At 60.3% G+C, this 14715-nt stretch carries 15 protein-coding genes and 1 pseudogene; 13 read left to right on the top strand and 3 right to left on the bottom strand.

What is annotated here, in order from left to right; genetic code table 11:
• Positions 1-73: 73 nt before the first annotated feature.
• The 3 genes from IF204_RS05640 to IF204_RS05630 are packed head-to-tail and all read left to right on the top strand — an operon-like array spanning position 74 to position 2127.
• Positions 74-961: a YicC/YloC family endoribonuclease gene (locus IF204_RS05640; RefSeq protein WP_322743263.1), complete on the top strand. Its 888-nt coding sequence runs from the start codon at positions 74-76 to the stop codon at positions 959-961.
• A gap of 12 nt (positions 962-973) precedes the next feature.
• Positions 974-1609: a guanylate kinase gene (gmk, locus tag IF204_RS05635; protein WP_194098155.1), complete on the top strand. Its 636-nt coding sequence runs from the start codon at positions 974-976 to the stop codon at positions 1607-1609.
• Complete coding sequence (locus IF204_RS05630) at positions 1606-2127, top strand: gamma carbonic anhydrase family protein (protein ID WP_194095337.1); 522 nt, start codon at positions 1606-1608, stop codon at positions 2125-2127. Before gmk ends, IF204_RS05630 begins: the two co-directional genes overlap by 4 nt.
• On the opposite strand, the gene IF204_RS05625 is transcribed toward IF204_RS05630, so the two are convergent.
• A complete protein-coding gene (locus IF204_RS05625) occupies positions 2124-2498 on the bottom strand; it encodes a hypothetical protein (protein WP_194095335.1) in 375 nt (124 codons plus the stop codon). The genes IF204_RS05630 and IF204_RS05625 overlap by 4 nt on opposite strands.
• Before the next feature lie 155 nt (positions 2499-2653).
• Here IF204_RS05625 and IF204_RS05620 point away from each other — a divergent pair, with 155 nt between their 5' ends.
• The 8 genes and pseudogenes from IF204_RS05620 (at position 2654) to IF204_RS05585 (ending at position 10511) form a co-directional block, all read left to right on the top strand.
• Entirely contained in the window at positions 2654-3691 is a 1038-nt protein-coding gene (locus IF204_RS05620) for an ATP-binding protein (protein WP_167638352.1), read from the top strand.
• Positions 3692-3818: 127 nt separating this feature from the next.
• On the top strand, positions 3819-4856 hold the full coding sequence (locus IF204_RS05615) for a substrate-binding domain-containing protein (RefSeq protein ID WP_194095332.1): 1038 nt from the start codon (positions 3819-3821) through the stop codon (positions 4854-4856).
• Between the two features lie 170 nt (positions 4857-5026).
• A pseudogene (pstC, locus tag IF204_RS05610) lies at positions 5027-5908 on the top strand (phosphate ABC transporter permease subunit PstC); the annotation flags it as partial.
• Positions 5905-7242, top strand: a complete 1338-nt coding sequence (gene pstA / locus IF204_RS05605; protein WP_194095330.1) for a phosphate ABC transporter permease PstA — start codon at positions 5905-5907, stop codon at positions 7240-7242. The pseudogene pstC and the gene pstA, both read left to right, overlap by 4 nt.
• Before the next feature lie 11 nt (positions 7243-7253).
• On the top strand, positions 7254-8051 hold the full coding sequence (gene pstB, locus IF204_RS05600) for a phosphate ABC transporter ATP-binding protein PstB (protein ID WP_194095328.1): 798 nt from the start codon (positions 7254-7256) through the stop codon (positions 8049-8051).
• A 12-nt stretch (positions 8052-8063) separates the two neighbouring features.
• Complete coding sequence (phoU, locus tag IF204_RS05595) at positions 8064-8771, top strand: phosphate signaling complex protein PhoU (RefSeq protein ID WP_167639339.1); 708 nt, start codon at positions 8064-8066, stop codon at positions 8769-8771.
• Between the two features lie 11 nt (positions 8772-8782).
• Entirely contained in the window at positions 8783-9469 is a 687-nt protein-coding gene (gene phoB / locus IF204_RS05590; RefSeq protein ID WP_167639340.1) for a phosphate regulon transcriptional regulator PhoB, read from the top strand.
• A gap of 292 nt (positions 9470-9761) precedes the next feature.
• Entirely contained in the window at positions 9762-10511 is a 750-nt protein-coding gene (locus IF204_RS05585; RefSeq protein ID WP_194095325.1) for a helix-turn-helix transcriptional regulator, read from the top strand.
• 455 nt (positions 10512-10966) lie between these two features.
• Here IF204_RS05585 and tsf read toward each other — a convergent pair whose 3' ends face one another.
• Together tsf and rpsB are read right to left on the bottom strand one after the other, a co-directional pair.
• Entirely contained in the window at positions 10967-11839 is an 873-nt protein-coding gene (tsf, locus tag IF204_RS05580) for a translation elongation factor Ts (RefSeq protein ID WP_194095323.1), read from the bottom strand.
• Between the two features lie 73 nt (positions 11840-11912).
• Positions 11913-12674, bottom strand: a complete 762-nt coding sequence (gene rpsB / locus IF204_RS05575) for a 30S ribosomal protein S2 (RefSeq protein WP_167639343.1) — start codon at positions 12672-12674, stop codon at positions 11913-11915.
• Between the two features lie 221 nt (positions 12675-12895).
• Here rpsB and IF204_RS05570 point away from each other — a divergent pair, with 221 nt between their 5' ends.
• Positions 12896-13789: a PfkB family carbohydrate kinase gene (locus IF204_RS05570; RefSeq protein WP_194095322.1), complete on the top strand. Its 894-nt coding sequence runs from the start codon at positions 12896-12898 to the stop codon at positions 13787-13789.
• Positions 13786-14709, top strand: coding sequence for a pseudouridine-5'-phosphate glycosidase (locus IF204_RS05565; RefSeq protein WP_194095320.1), 924 nt, complete (start codon positions 13786-13788; stop codon positions 14707-14709). The genes IF204_RS05570 and IF204_RS05565 overlap by 4 nt, the downstream gene beginning before the upstream one ends.
• The last annotated feature ends 6 nt before the right edge of the window (positions 14710-14715 follow it).

Genomic DNA, 14715 nt, shown 5'->3' with positions numbered 1-14715 from the left:
GGTTAATGCGGTAAGCGGGTTGCAGCGCATGACGCTTTGCTTTTATCTGCGCCAAACCGCCAAGGAGTATCCCGTGATCCGTTCCATGACAGCCTTCGCCAGCCGCAGCGGCGCCGACGATAATGTTCAATGGACGTGGGATATCCGGAGTGTGAATGGGCGCGGGCTCGACATGCGTCTGCGTGTGCCTGACGGGATCGACGGGCTGGAGCAGACCGTTCGCGCAGAAATCTCCAAACGTTTCGCGCGCGGCAATATTACCGTGAACATGCGTCTGTCCCGCGACGAGGGCGAACGCTCGCTCTACCTCGACGAATGGGCGCTCGACAGCGTGCTGAACGCGCTAGAGACGATCACCGTCCGCGCCAAGGCCAAGGGCGTCCAGGTCGAAAAGCCCTCCACCGCCGAAATCCTGCAAACCCGCGGCGTCTGGACCAACACCCGCGCCGAAGAGGATGCCGATGCGCTGAAAAAGCACGTCCTGGCCGACCTCGCGCCGCTGCTGGACGAATTTGCCGAGATGCGCGCCGCCGAGGGCGCTGCGCTCCACGCCGTCATCTCTGAACAACTGGACCGCATCGAGGCTTTGATCGCTGACGCGCAGGACGCCGCCGATAAACGCCGTCCCGAAGTCCGCGAGAACTTCAAAGCCGCGCTCCAGCGCGTCATGGAGGACGCCGAGGTCGATGAAAGCCGACTTGCGCAAGAGCTCGCGATCATCGCCGTCAAACAGGACGTCACCGAAGAGCTCGACCGCCTGAAGGCTCACGTCGCCGCTGCCCGCGCGCTGATTTCTGATCCCGCACCCGCTGGCCGCAAGCTCGATTTCCTTGCCCAAGAGTTCAACCGCGAGGTCAACACCCTCTGTTCCAAGTCACAAGCGACCGGATTGACGCAAGTAGGGCTTGAACTGAAGGCCGTTATCGAACAGATGCGCGAGCAAATCCAGAACGTGGAGTGAACCATGACCGAGATCCAGCGCCGCGGGCTTCTCATTATCCTGTCGTCCCCCTCGGGTGCCGGCAAATCGACCCTCGCCAAACGACTGATGGCGTGGGACCCGACGCTGAAGTTTTCGGTCTCCGCCACCACCCGCGCGCCGCGCTCCGGTGAGGAAGACGGCCGCGAGTACTACTTCAAGACCAAGGAAGAGTTCGAGGAACTGGTCAAAACCAACCAAATGCTCGAACACGCCGAGGTGTTCGGCAACTACTACGGCACCCCGCGCGGTCCCGTTGAGCTTGCCATGACCGAAGGCCGCGACACGCTGTTCGACATCGACTGGCAGGGCGGTCAGCAGATCCGCCGCTCCGCGCTCGGCAAAGACGTCGTGTCCATCTTCATCCTTCCGCCCTCCATCGCCGATCTGGAATCGCGTCTGCGTGGCCGCGCGCAGGACAGCGAAGAGGTTATCGCGGGCCGCATGGCGAAATCCCGCGACGAGATCAGCCATTGGGCCGAGTACGACTATGTTATCGTGAACGAGGATGTGGACGCCGCCGAGGATGAACTGAAGACCATACTCACCGCCGAACGCGCCCGCGCTGACCGCCGCCCCGGATTGAATGAATTCGTGCGCGGCCTGAACAAGGAATTCGAGGAACGATGATCTACGAACTGGACGGCCACGCCCCCGAAATCGCTGATGACGTCTGGGTCGCAGAAGACGCGAACCTGATCGGCAAGGTGACTTTGATGGAGGGCAGCTCTGTCTGGTTCGGCTGCACACTGCGGGGCGACAACGAGCGCCTCACCGTGGGCAAAGGCAGCAACGTTCAGGAAAACACCGTCTTTCACACCGATATGGGCTACCCGCTGACCATTGGCGAGAATTGTACCATCGGGCACAAGGCGCTGCTCCACGGCTGCACCATCGGGGACAACACGCTGATCGGCATGGGCGCGATGGTGATGAACGGCGCTGTGGTAGGCAAAAACTGCCTGATCGGGGCAGGGGCCTTGATCACCGAAAACAAAGTCATCCCCGACGGCAGCCTCGTCATGGGCGCACCGGGGAAGGTGGTCCGCCAACTGGACGAGGAAGCGATCGCGCGGATCACCGACTCCGCGCTGCGCTATCAGGCCAATGCGCAGCGCTTCAAGAACGGGCTGAAGCCCGTCCGTTAATGAACCATGCGGGCGACAGCCGGCAGCGACACCAGATCGAAATCCAGCAGCGGCGCGACCTGCGAAATCTCGCGTTTCACCAGCGCGGGGTTGGGAAGGTTCGCGCACAGCGCACGGTAGGGGCCGGCAAAGCCGAACTCGAACAGTTTGGCAGCAATGTCCATGGCATCGAATCCCGTGCCGAACAGCAGCGACATCACCATGTCCGGCTTGAACTGTTCCAGCATCTCTGCCGAGAACGAACGGTAATCGACAAAGTTGAACCCGTCATTGCTCGTGTCGTGGTTCGGCCACACATCGCGGCTGCCGATGACAAGCATCTTCACTGCGGTCGCGGGCGTGTCTGCGCTGAGTAATCCTATAGCACCCATGTGATTTCCCTTGGTATTTCTGCCACCATCCAGGCAGTTGTCTTACGGGTTTCACAATATCTCGCAGTATTGGTGGCTGAATAATCACCATTATGGGGGAGGAAACGATCTTGTTTTGGTGATGCGTGCCGCTCTACTCAAGAGACATGATTGATATGACCCCGATTCAGATCAACTTTGTGAACGCGATGCCGTTGCCTGCTTTGCTGGTGCGGCCCGACGAACGCATCGTTGCCGCAAACCAGCCCGCGCGCGATCTTCTGAAGAATGACTGCGTGGACCGTCCGGTGATCACCATCCTGCGTGCGCCCGACATGCTGGAGGGGATCGAAGGCGCGCTGATGAAGAGCCGGAAAAGCTCTGTCCGTCATATGCTGCGTGATGGCGGCCGCGATTACGTCTACGCCGCCCACATCGCGCCGGTATCGCTGCCCGACGGTGATTGCGCAATGATTACGTTCGAGGACCGCACGGATATCGAGACCGCCAACGAGATGCGCCGCGATTTCGTCGCCAACGTCAGCCACGAACTGCGCACGCCGCTGACCTCGCTGATGGGGTTCATCGAGACCCTGCGCGGTCCGGCCAAGAACGACCCCAACGTGCAGGACCGTTTCCTCGGCATCATGGAATCCGAAGCGGGGCGCATGGCGCACCTCGTTCAGGACCTGCTGCACCTGTCCCGCGTGGAAGAAGACGAACGCATCCGTCCTAGCACGATGATCGACATCGCGCAGGTGATGGAAACTTGTGTGAACGCCATCCAGCCGGTTGCCGACAATAACAAGGTCACGCTCAATCTGACCAAACCTGCGCAGCCCGTCATGGTGCCCGCCGACGCCGATCAGCTCCGTCAGGTGTTCAACAATCTGGTCGAGAACGCGATCAAATACGGCGGGCGGGAAAAGAATGTCGACATCGTCATATCGGAGCCGACTCAGCTGTCACAATTGCGCGCCACCGGTGTCACAGTGAGTGTCACAGACTACGGTGAGGGCATTGCGTCCTATCATATCCCGCGTCTGACCGAACGTTTCTACCGCGTGGACCGTCACCGCTCGCGCGAAGTGGGCGGAACGGGCTTAGGCCTTGCAATCGTTAAACATATTGCCGTTCGGCACAGAGGAAAACTGGTCATTCGCAGCAAGGAAGGCGAGGGTTCCACCTTCGAAATCCTGCTCCCGACGCAGTAATTTGCCGACAATTCGACGACTGTCATAAAAGTCTTACATTAGTGTCACAAAAGCGCATTGCTCGACCCATAGACGGAGCGGGCAAGTCGAACACAAACGACAAGCCCGACACTCAGGAGATTGATTAATGTCGTTCTACAAGCTCACCGCTTCCGCTCTGGCCATCGCTGCCATTTCGGCCACCGCAGCTACCGCGCGTGACAACGTCCAGGTTGCTGGTTCGTCGACCGTTCTGCCCTACGCTTCGATCGTAGCTGAGGCATTCGGTGAAAACACTGATTTCCCGACCCCCGTTGTTGAATCGGGTGGTTCGTCCGCTGGTCTGCGCGCTTTCTGTGAAGGCGTCGGCGAAGAGACCATCGACGTTGCAAACGCTTCGCGCGCCATCAAGGACAGCGAAATTGCAACCTGCGCCGAAAACGGCGTCACCGACATCCTCGAAGTCCGCATCGGTTATGACGGCATCGTCTTCGCTTCGGACATCAACGGCCCGGCATTCGACGCTTTCGTACCGGCTGACTGGTACAACGCTCTGGCCGCTGAACTGCCGGTAGACGGCGCGATGGTTGCCAACCCGAACAGCAACTGGAACGAAGTCAACGGCGACCTGCCGGACGCTCCGATCGCTGCTTTCATCCCGGGCACCAAGCACGGCACCCGTGAAGTCTTCGAAGAGAAGGTTCTGCTGCAGGGTTGTGAAGACTCGGGCGCTATGGAAGCCATCCTCGAAATCAACGGCGGCGACGAAGACGCAGCTGAAGAAGCATGTATGGCTGTTCGCACCGACGGTCTGTCGACCGACATCGACGGCGACTACACCGAAACCCTCGCACGCATCGAAGCTGACTCGAACGGCCTCGGCGTCTTCGGTCTGTCGTTCTACGAAAACAACACCGACAAGCTCAAAGTAGCCACCATGTCGGGCGTTGCTCCGTCGACCGAAACCATCGCTTCGGGTGACTACCCGGTATCGCGCCCGCTGTACTTCTACGTCAAAGGTGCACACCTCGACGTAATCCCGGGCCTGCAGGAATACGCAACCTTCTTCGTAGCTGACGAACTCGCTGGCCCCGACGGCCCGCTGGCAGCTTACGGTCTCGTTTCGGATCCGGAACTGGCTCAGACCCAAGAGAACGTTGCCAACCGCGTCATGATGGGTCAGTAACGACCTGTCTCTGGGCAAGGGGATCACCCCTTGCCCAACCCTAATACGCCGGAGCCGTTATGACTCTCGTTTGGATTATCGTGGCCATCGTTGCCGTCGTGCTTGCAGTACGCGGCGTTCAGAAGGGCCTCCGTACTCGCAGTACCCGCCGGCAGACTGAGGCCGGCGTTCGTTTTCTTCTGATAGGCTGCGCGACAATTGCCATTCTGACCACGGTCGGGATTATCGTCTCGCTCTTCGGAAACACCCTCCAGTTTTTCCGCATCTACCCCGCAACCGAGTTCTTCTTCGGCACCACTTGGGCGCCGAACTTCCGTGGTGGCGGCGAGCTGGGCATTCTGCCGCTCGCTTGGGGTACGCTCTACATCTCGCTTATCGCGCTGGCCGTGGCCGTTCCGATCGGTCTGTTCGCCGCGCTCTACCTCGCTGAATACGCCTCGCGTCCGGTCCGTTCGATTGCCAAGCCGCTGCTCGAAGTGCTCGCAGGCATCCCGACCATCGTTTACGGCCTTTTCGCGCTGGTCACTGTCGGCCCGCTGCTGAAATCGGCCTTCGGTGAAGGCGGCGCACTTGGCGTCACGTGGATGGGCAGCGCTGATGCGGCGATCACCGCTGGCCTCGTGATGGGCATCATGCTGATCCCGTTCGTGTCCTCGCTCTCCGACGACATCATCAACTCGGTCCCGCAATCACTGCGCGACGGCTCGCTAGGCCTCGGCGCGACGAAATCGGAAACCATCCGCAAGGTCGTTTTCCCCGCCGCTCTGCCGGGTATCGTTGGTGCAATCCTGCTGGCCGCCTCGCGCGCCATCGGTGAGACCATGATCGTGGTGCTCGGGGCAGGGGCCGCGGCCCGCCTGTCGCTCAACCCGTTCGAAGCGATGACCACCATTACCACGCGCATTGTCTCGCAGCTGACCGGTGACGCCGACTTCAGCTCGCCGACAGCACTGGTGGCCTTCGCACTGGGAACCACGCTGTTCGTCGCCACCCTCGGCCTGAACGTGCTCGCCCTCTACATCGTCCGCAAATACCGGGAGCAGTACGAATGACCGATACTTCCGCAAACGGCCAGAACAACGCTGCCCCGAAAAAGAACTCGCTCTTCGTGCAGGACGCGCGCCTCAAGCGCCGCAAGGCCGCAGAGAAGCGTTTCCAGTGGTACGGCATCGGTGCGATCAGCATCGGCTGCCTGTTCCTCGTGGTTCTGCTGACCAACATCCTGATGAACGGCTCCTCGGCTTTCCGCCAGACCTTCATCGACCTGCCGATCACGCTGAACGCCGAAGAGATCGAGGCCGCCGAAGCCTCCATGCTCAAAACCGGCGCCTACAAGAACATCATCTACACGGCGCTCGAAGAGCAGGTCGCAGCCAAGGGCGTCGAGACCGAAATGTCCGGCAAGGACCTCGGCAAGATCATGTCCGACTCCGCACCGGGCGAACTGCGTGACTTCGTGCTCGCAAACCCCGACGCCATCGGCACCACCGTCGATTTCAGCTTCTTCGCGTCCTCCCGCGTTGACGGCTACTTCAAGGGCCGTGTCGAACGCGCCGACCTCGTGAACGACAAGAACCTCGATGCGGCTCACCTCGATATTATCGATCAACTGAAGGACGCCGGCATCGTCGGTCTGCACTTCAACTCCGAATTCATCTTCGGCGCCGACGCCTCGGACAACCGTCCGGAGCAGGCGGGCATGGGTCTGTCGATCCTCGGTTCGTTCTACATGATGATCGTGGTTCTGCTGCTGGCGCTGCCCATCGGTGTGGGCGCTGCGATCTACCTCGAAGAATTCGCACCGCAGAGCAAATTCACCGACGTCATCGAAGTGAACATCTCGAACCTCGCCGCTGTGCCGTCCATCGTGTTCGGTATCCTTGGCCTCGCGATCTTCATCCAGACGATGCACTTCACCAAATCGGCCCCGCTGGTCGGCGGTCTAGTGCTGACCCTGATGACGCTGCCGACCATCATCATCTCGACCCGCGCCGCCCTCAAAGCCGTGCCGCCGTCGATCCGCGAAGCCGCTTTGGGCCTCGGTGCGTCGCGTATGCAGGCGGTCTTCGACCACGTTCTGCCGCTCGCCATGCCGGGTATCCTCACAGGCACCATCATCGGTCTGGCGCAGGCGCTGGGTGAAACCGCACCGCTGCTGCTGATCGGTATGGTCGGCTTTCTCGCAACCAACACGCCGGAGAGCTTCATCGCCGGCTTCGACACGCCGAACTCGGCCATGCCCGCACAGATCTACCAGTGGGCATCGCGCGCCGATCCGGCATTCTATGAACGCGCATGGGGCGGGATCATTATCCTCCTCTTCTTCCTTCTGGCCATGAACATCATCGCGGTGATCCTGCGCCGCAAATTCGAACGTCGCTGGTAATGAGTTATGCTATGAACGACATGCGCTACATTGAACGAGCTATTGATATGAACGAGACCAAGATTACCGCCCGCGACGTCCACGTCTTCTACGGCGACTCCGAAGCGATCAAGGGTGTCGACGTCGATATCCAGGCCCGTGCGGTCACCGCATTCATCGGCCCGTCGGGCTGCGGCAAATCCACCTTCCTGCGGACCATCAACCGCATGAACGACACCATCCCCAGCTGCCGTGTCACCGGTGGCATCACGCTGGACGGCGAAGACATCTACGACAAGCGCGTCGATGTGGTGCAGCTGCGCCAGAAGATCGGCATGGTGTTCCAGAAACCAAACCCGTTCCCGAAGTCGATCTACGACAACATCGCCTACGGCCCGCGCATCCACGGCCTGACGAAGAACAAAGCGGAAATGGATGAAATCGTTGAGAAATCCCTGCGCCGCGCCGCGATCTGGGACGAGGTGAAGGACCGCCTTCAGGCGCCTGGCACCGGCCTTTCGGGTGGTCAGCAGCAGCGTCTGTGCATCGCTCGCGCCATCGCCACGTCGCCCGAAGTACTCCTGATGGACGAGCCGTGCTCCGCGCTCGACCCGATCGCCACCGCGCAGGTCGAGGAACTGATCGACGAGCTCCGTCAGGAATACACCGTGGTCATCGTCACGCACTCGATGCAGCAGGCCGCCCGTGTCAGCCAGAAGACCGCGTTCTTCCACCTCGGCCATCTGGTCGAATACGGCGACACCTCGGACATCTTTACCAACCCGAAAGACCAACGCACCGAGAGCTACATCTCGGGCAAAATCGGCTAACCGGAGGCACCCATGGCTCAACACATTTCTTCTGCCTTCGACCGCGATCTCGAAGCCGTTCAGGCGCAAATCATCAAGATGGGTGGCCTCGTCGAAGCCGCGATCCTCGACAGCGCCAAGGCGCTCGAAGAGCGTGACACCGAACTGGCCGAGAAAGTCCGCAAGGCCGACAAGGCCGTCGACGCTCTCGAAACCACCATTAACGAAGAATGCGCCCGCATCATCGCGCTCCGCGCTCCGGTGTCGACCGACCTGCGCACTGTTCTGGCCGTGATGAAAATCAACGGCAACCTTGAGCGGGTAGGCGACTACGCCAAGAACTGCGCCAAGCGCGTGCCCGTCATCGCTCAAGGCCAGCGCATCAGCGGCCCCGATGCCGCACTGCGCCGTATGGCCCGCGAAGTGCAGGACATGCTCAAAGACATGCTTGATGCGCTGATCCAGCGCGATGCTGCCCTCGCAGCCGACGTGCGTCTGCGCGACCAAGACGTCGACCAGATGTATAACGCGCTTTTCCGCGAAGTGCTGACCTTCATGCTCGAAGATCCGCGCAACATCACGGCCTGTATGCACCTGCATTTCATTGCCAAGAACATCGAACGTATGGGCGATCTGGTCACCAACATGGCCGAGCAGGTCATCTACCTCGTCACCGGCGAACTGCCGGAAGATCCGCGTCCCAAAGGCGATAACACCTCGCTCATCGCCGAAGTGAAGTAACAGGTACCGTCATGTCCTCCGAACCCCACGTCCTCATCGTCGAAGACGAACCCGCACAGCGCGAAATGCTGGCCTACAACGTAGGCGCCGAAGGCTATCGGGTGTCGACCGCAGCCAATGGCGAAGAAGCCATTCTGATGATTGCCGAAGACGAACCGGACGTGGTCATCCTCGACTGGATGATGCCGAACCTGTCGGGCATCGAGGTCTGCCGCCGCGTCAAATCGCGCCCCGAAACCCGCGAGATCTCGATCATCATGCTCTCGGCACGCTCCGAAGACGTGGACCGCGTGCGCGGGCTCGAAACGGGCGCCGACGATTATGTGGTCAAGCCGTATTCGGTCAACGAACTGCTGGCCCGTGTCCGCAGCCAACTGCGCCGTACGCGTCCCGCACTGGCCGGTCAGACGCTCGTGTTCGAGGACATCCAGCTCGACGCCGAAACGCACCGCGTGACGCGGGCAGGGGAACAGCTGAAGCTCGGCCCGACCGAGTTCCGTCTGCTCTCGACCTTCATCGAAAAGCCCGGCCGTGTCTGGTCCCGCGAACAACTGCTCGACCGCGTTTGGGGCCGCGACATCTACGTCGACACCCGCACCGTCGATGTCCACGTCGGCCGCCTGCGCAAAGCGCTCACGGCTTACGGCGGCGGCGATCCGGTCCGCACGGTTCGCGGCGCAGGCTACGCGCTCGGTTAACAAATGCGAAACGCCCGTGTGATACGTCACGCGGGCGTTTTCATATCCCGCAAGGGCACAAACAAAGGTCTCGCGATCATGCAGTTCATAAGTGGCATAATCAGTATTATGTTGCTAATCTTCATCTTTATCCTGTTCTCAGGCTTCTGACCGCGCCACTGAGGCGAAAACGGTGTCGCACAAGCGCCCCAGATCTCCGACCTAGGCACCGCGTTAGCTTCATTCATGCTTTTGTAAAGGTATGGAAAGTGATACTCCTACCTAGCGTAGAAACTCGAACAAAGACTCGCTTGTGTTAAATTTTATCGATCACCTCGAAGCCATTACCAACGCCCCATCCGTCGAAGAACTCTGGGAACTCCACTCGACACGCATGGCCCGCTACGGCTTCGACCGGATCATTCTAGGCTACACACGCTACCGCACAACGAGCTCCCTCGGCGATCCGCAGGACTGGGTCGTTCTTACCAACCAGACGCCGGAATACATGCGCGCCTTCATTGACGAAGGCATGTACTTCAACGCGCCCATGGTCCGCTGGGCCATGGAGAACGACGGCGCCTGTAGTTGGAGCTGGGTCGCGCAAAACATCGATAGCCTGTCCCAAGGCGAACTGCGCACCGTCGAATATAACCGCTCCATGGGCGTGACAGCCGGCTACACGATCAGCTTCCGCTCCGTGACCGCCCGTACCAAAGGTGCCGTCGCGCTCACCGCGAAAAGGAACATGACGCAGGAACAGGTCGACGGGATCTGGGAAAAGCACGGCCGCGACATCACTCTGGCGAACAACGTGGCCTACCTGAAACTCCTGACGCTCCCGTATGCGCGCCATCGCCAGCTGACCAAACGACAGCGCGAAGTGCTCGAATTCGTCGGTGACGGCAAAACCACCGCCGATATCGCATACCTGATGAATCTGACGCCAGCGACCATCGAAAAGCACCTTCGCCTTGCCCGTGAAGCCCTCGATGTGGACACAACCGCACAGGCCGTTCTCAAGGCGGCGTTTTATAACCAGATGTTCGTTATCGACGCGTAATCATTGGGAAATTCCCAAAGGTCAGGTTTCCACTACTTTTGTTACGCTACGTCAAATGGCAATAAGTAACCGTTCCGTGAGTGGTGGCTCATTGAGCCAAAGGAACGCCCAGCAAGACTAACCCTTGCGATTACAAGGCTCTTGGTTTTGTGCCGTGTTTGCGGCGCGTTGGGACGGCTATGTTTGCTAGGTCGTTTCAGCATCAGGCTAGTTGTGTGCTAATCCATCCCGTGCGCACAATATAGTTCGCGGCACTGCGTTCTCCCGACGCAGTGCCGCTTTTTTATGTCCCGACACTGCTGCCTTTGTGCCCCAAATATCCTGGGGTGAATTGGCCATTGGCCAAGAGGGGCAAAGCCCCTCCTCCGCACCCTGCCCCGCAGCGCGCACCGACCAAAGAAAAAGCCCGCCGGATTGCTCCGACGGGCCTTCATTCATTCAGAAAGAACGAAGTCTTACTTGTTCATTGCTGCAACTTCAGCAGCAAAGTCCGACTCTTCTTTCTCGATGCCTTCGCCGACTTCCACACGGATGAAGCCGGTGACCTTGACGCCGGCTTCAGCAGCAGCGGCTTCAACGGTCAGGTCGGGGTTCACGACGAATGCCTGACCCATGAGGGTCGATTCAGCGATGAACTTCTTCATGCGGCCTTCGATCATCTTTTCGATGACAGCTTCCGGCTTGCCCGACTCGCGAGCGATCTCGATCTGGATCGACTTCTCTTTTTCGACAACAGCAGCGTCGAGCGACGACTCGTCCAGCGCAGCCGGGTTCACAGCGGCGATGTGCATCGCAACCTGCTTGCCGAACGCTTCATTGTCGCCGTCCAGAGCGACGAGAACGCCGATCTTGCCCATGCCGTCGGTGGCAGCGTTGTGGATGTAGCTGACAACCTGACCGCCTTCGATCGAAGCCATGCGGCGAACGCCCATGTTTTCGCCGATGGTAGCGATCTTGTCGGTAATGGTGTCTGCAACCGACTTGCCGCCGATGTCGGCAGCGTTCAGCGCGTCGACGTCAGCAACGTTCAGAGCAGCGGCAGCGATCTTAGCGACCATGCCCTGGAATTCTGCGTTCTTCGCAACGAAGTCGGTTTCCGAGTTTACTTCGACAGCGACGCCTTTGTTGCCCGAAACGGCGACGGCGACGAGGCCTTCAGCAGCGGTACGGCCCGACTTCTTGGCGGCTTTTGCGAGGCCCTTGGTGCGCAGCCAGTCAACTGCGGCGTCCATGTTGCCATCGTTTTCGACGAGAGCTTTTTTCGCGTCCATCATGCCTGCGCCGGTCGACTCGCGCAGTTCTTTCACCATTGCTGCGGTGATAGCCATGTCACATCTCCTGAAAATAAGGGTCCGGACGCGCATAACCGCGTCCGGTATCATTTTTACGAAGGGTCAGTAATTACTGAGCGTCTTCGGCGAGAGCTTCTTCAGCCAGCTCTTCGTAGGCGCCCATGTCGACGCCGGCTTTCTGCAGCTGGGTGCTCATGCCGTCGAGAGCAGCGCGTGCAACGAGGTCGCAGTACAGCTGGATAGCGCGAGCAGCGTCGTCGTTGCCCGGGATGACATAGTCAACGCCTTCCGGCGAGCAGTTGGTGTCGACAACAGCGACGACCGGGATGCCGAGCTTCTTGGCTTCGAGGATCGCGAGGTCTTCTTTGTTGACGTCGAGAACGAACAGCATGTCCGGAACGCCGCCCATCTCGCGGATTCCGCCGAGCGACAGCTGGAGCTTGGTCTGTTCACGTTCTGCGTTCAGGCGCTCTTTCTTGGTCAGGCCTTCGAAGCCGTTTTCCGAAGCTTCGTCGTACGACTTCAGGCGAGCGATCGACTGCGAAACGGTCTGCCAGTTGGTCAGCGTGCCGCCGAGCCAGCGGTGGTTCATGTAGAACTGAGCCGACTTTTCAGCAGCTTCTGCGATCGGCTTCTGAGCCTGACGCTTGGTGCCGACGAACAGGATGCGACCGCCGCGAGCAACGGTTTCACGGATTGCGTTCAGAGCAGCGTCCAGCATCGGGACGGTCTGGGTGAGGTCCATGATGTGGATGCCGTTGCGCGAGCCGTAGATGTACTGCTGCATCTTCGGGTTCCAGCGCTGGGTCTGGTGGCCGAAGTGAACACCAGCTTCAAGCAGCTGGCGCATGGTGAACTCGGGAAGAGCCATGTCCTTTTCCTTTTCCGGTTTGGCCTCAGCGGAGGATCAGACTTTTCGTCAACCGGTGGACCGTATGGGATGTCTCCCCATAGGGCCCGCCTCCGCCTGCGGGTTTGAGTGCTGGGCCTTTACGCCAGAAATTGACAGCTGACAACAGTAAAAGAGAAGTTGCGTACGCTTAATCGCTTTCCGGCCTTGCGGCGGCGCTCCGGTCGGGTCATGACACGTCTATGAACACTTCGCCAGACATCCTTTGTATCGGGTCGGTCCTTTGGGACATCATCGGCCGTTCCTCTGTCGTCATGCGCGTCGGATCCGACGTGCCGGGTCATATCACCCGCGTTCCGGGCGGTGTTGCGATGAATATCGCGATGACCCTGACGCGCTTTGGCATGACCCCTGCTCTGCTCTCTGCCATCGGCCGTGATCCGGCCGGCGAAGAGCTGACCGAGCAGGCCGCTGCGATGGGGATGATCGTCGATCACCTCTATCATTCCGACGACCTGCCGACCGACAACTATATGGCGGTCGAGGGTGCCAACGGTCTGATCGCCGCGATTGCCGATGCGCATTCGCTGGAACAGGCGGGCGACAAGATCTTGCGTCCGCTGTCTGATGGCTCGCTCGGGTCTGTTGATGCGCCGTACGAGGGCCTCGTGGCACTGGACGGCAACCTGACGGTCGAACTCCTCCGCCAGATCGCGCATTCGCCGCTGTTCAGCAAATCCGACCTCCGCGTTGCGCCCGCAAGTCCGGGCAAAGCGGACCGCCTTCTGGCGCTGGTCGGGCATCCGTCGGCGACGCTCTACGTGAACCTCGAGGAAGCCAGCCTGCTGTGCCACACCGATTTCCCGTCGTCCGAGACGGCAGCCAAGGGCCTCATCGCGCGCGGTTGCAAGCGCGTGCTGGTGACGGACGGCGGTAGCTCCGCCTCTGAGGCGACTGGCGAAGACGTCATTACACTCACACCGCCCAAGGTGCTGGTCACACGCGTGACCGGCGCGGGCGACACTTTCATGGCAGCGCATATCGCGTCCGAACGCGAAGGCATGAACCGCCACGACGCGCTCGAACGTGCGCTCTTTGCCGCTGCTACATACGTTTCAGGAGAAATTCCCAAATGATCCCGATGGCATTTTCCGCCGAAGTCACCGAAGCGATGAAGAACGGCACGCCGCTCGTCGCTCTGGAAAGTACGATCATCACCCACGGTATGCCGTACCCGCAGAACGTCGAAACCGCGCGTCTTGTCGAGGCTGCCGTGCGCGAGAACGGCGCTGTTCCGGCGACCATCGCCATTATCAAAGGCACGCTGCACGTCGGCCTTGATAGCGATCAGCTCGACGATCTGGGTCAGGCCAAGGACGTCAAGAAACTGAGCCGCGCCGACATCGCGGCCTGCCTCGCTACCGGCGGCACGGGCGCGACCACCGTTGCGGCAACCATGATCTGCACCGAAGCGGCTGGCATCGACGTGTTCGCCACCGGCGGTATCGGCGGTGTTCACCGCGGCGCTGAAACCACCTTCGACATCTCCGCCGACCTTCAGGAACTGGCGCAGACGGCTGTCACCGTTGTGGCGGCTGGCGCCAAAGCGATCCTCGATCTGCCGAAGACGTTCGAAGTGCTCGAAACGCTGGGCGTGCCGGTCATTGGTCTGGGTCAGGACGAACTGCCTGCCTTCTGGTCGCGCACGTCGGGCATCCCGACGCCGATCCGCCTCGACACCGCGGACGAGATCGCCAACGCTCACCAGATGCGCGGCCTGCTTGGCCTGCCGGGTGGTCAGCTCGTTTGTAACCCGATCCCCGAGGACGCCGAAATCACCGCCGAAGAGATCCTGCCGCACATCGAAGCCGCTCTGGCCGATGCAGACGCGCAGGGCATCAAGGCAAAAGAGGTCACGCCGTTCCTCCTCCAGCGCATGTACGAGATCACCGAGGGCCGCAGCCTGACGGCGAATATTGCACTGGTGCTTAACAATGCACGCCTTGCCGCGAAAATCGCCGTTGCTTTGGACAAGCTGTCACGAAAGTCGGAATAACGGGCG

It is taken from the genome of Marivivens aquimaris (assembly GCF_015220045.1).
Classification (GTDB): Bacteria; Pseudomonadota; Alphaproteobacteria; order Rhodobacterales; family Rhodobacteraceae; genus Marivivens; species Marivivens aquimaris.
Note: the sequence above shows the minus strand (reverse complement) of the source record. Positions and strands in the feature narration are given on the sequence as shown.

Excerpts from the sequence above, each read along its gene's own strand:
- pstB (WP_194095328.1), top strand. The coding sequence starts at position 7,254 with ATGAACGACATGCGCTACATTGAACGAGCTATTGATATGAACGAGACC.
- pstA (WP_194095330.1), top strand. The coding sequence starts at position 5,905 with ATGACCGATACTTCCGCAAACGGCCAGAACAACGCTGCCCCGAAAAAG.
- IF204_RS05565 (WP_194095320.1), top strand. The coding sequence starts at position 13,786 with ATGATCCCGATGGCATTTTCCGCCGAAGTCACCGAAGCGATGAAGAAC.
- IF204_RS05620 (WP_167638352.1), top strand. The coding sequence starts at position 2,654 with ATGACCCCGATTCAGATCAACTTTGTGAACGCGATGCCGTTGCCTGCT.
- IF204_RS05615 (WP_194095332.1), top strand. The coding sequence starts at position 3,819 with ATGTCGTTCTACAAGCTCACCGCTTCCGCTCTGGCCATCGCTGCCATT.
- IF204_RS05570 (WP_194095322.1), top strand. The coding sequence starts at position 12,896 with ATGAACACTTCGCCAGACATCCTTTGTATCGGGTCGGTCCTTTGGGAC.
- phoB (WP_167639340.1), top strand. The coding sequence starts at position 8,783 with ATGTCCTCCGAACCCCACGTCCTCATCGTCGAAGACGAACCCGCACAG.
- phoU (WP_167639339.1), top strand. The coding sequence starts at position 8,064 with ATGGCTCAACACATTTCTTCTGCCTTCGACCGCGATCTCGAAGCCGTT.
- IF204_RS05625 (WP_194095335.1), bottom strand. The coding sequence starts at position 2,498 with ATGGGTGCTATAGGATTACTCAGCGCAGACACGCCCGCGACCGCAGTG.
- rpsB (WP_167639343.1), bottom strand. The coding sequence starts at position 12,674 with ATGGCTCTTCCCGAGTTCACCATGCGCCAGCTGCTTGAAGCTGGTGTT.
- IF204_RS05630 (WP_194095337.1), top strand. The coding sequence starts at position 1,606 with ATGATCTACGAACTGGACGGCCACGCCCCCGAAATCGCTGATGACGTC.
- tsf (WP_194095323.1), bottom strand. The coding sequence starts at position 11,839 with ATGGCTATCACCGCAGCAATGGTGAAAGAACTGCGCGAGTCGACCGGC.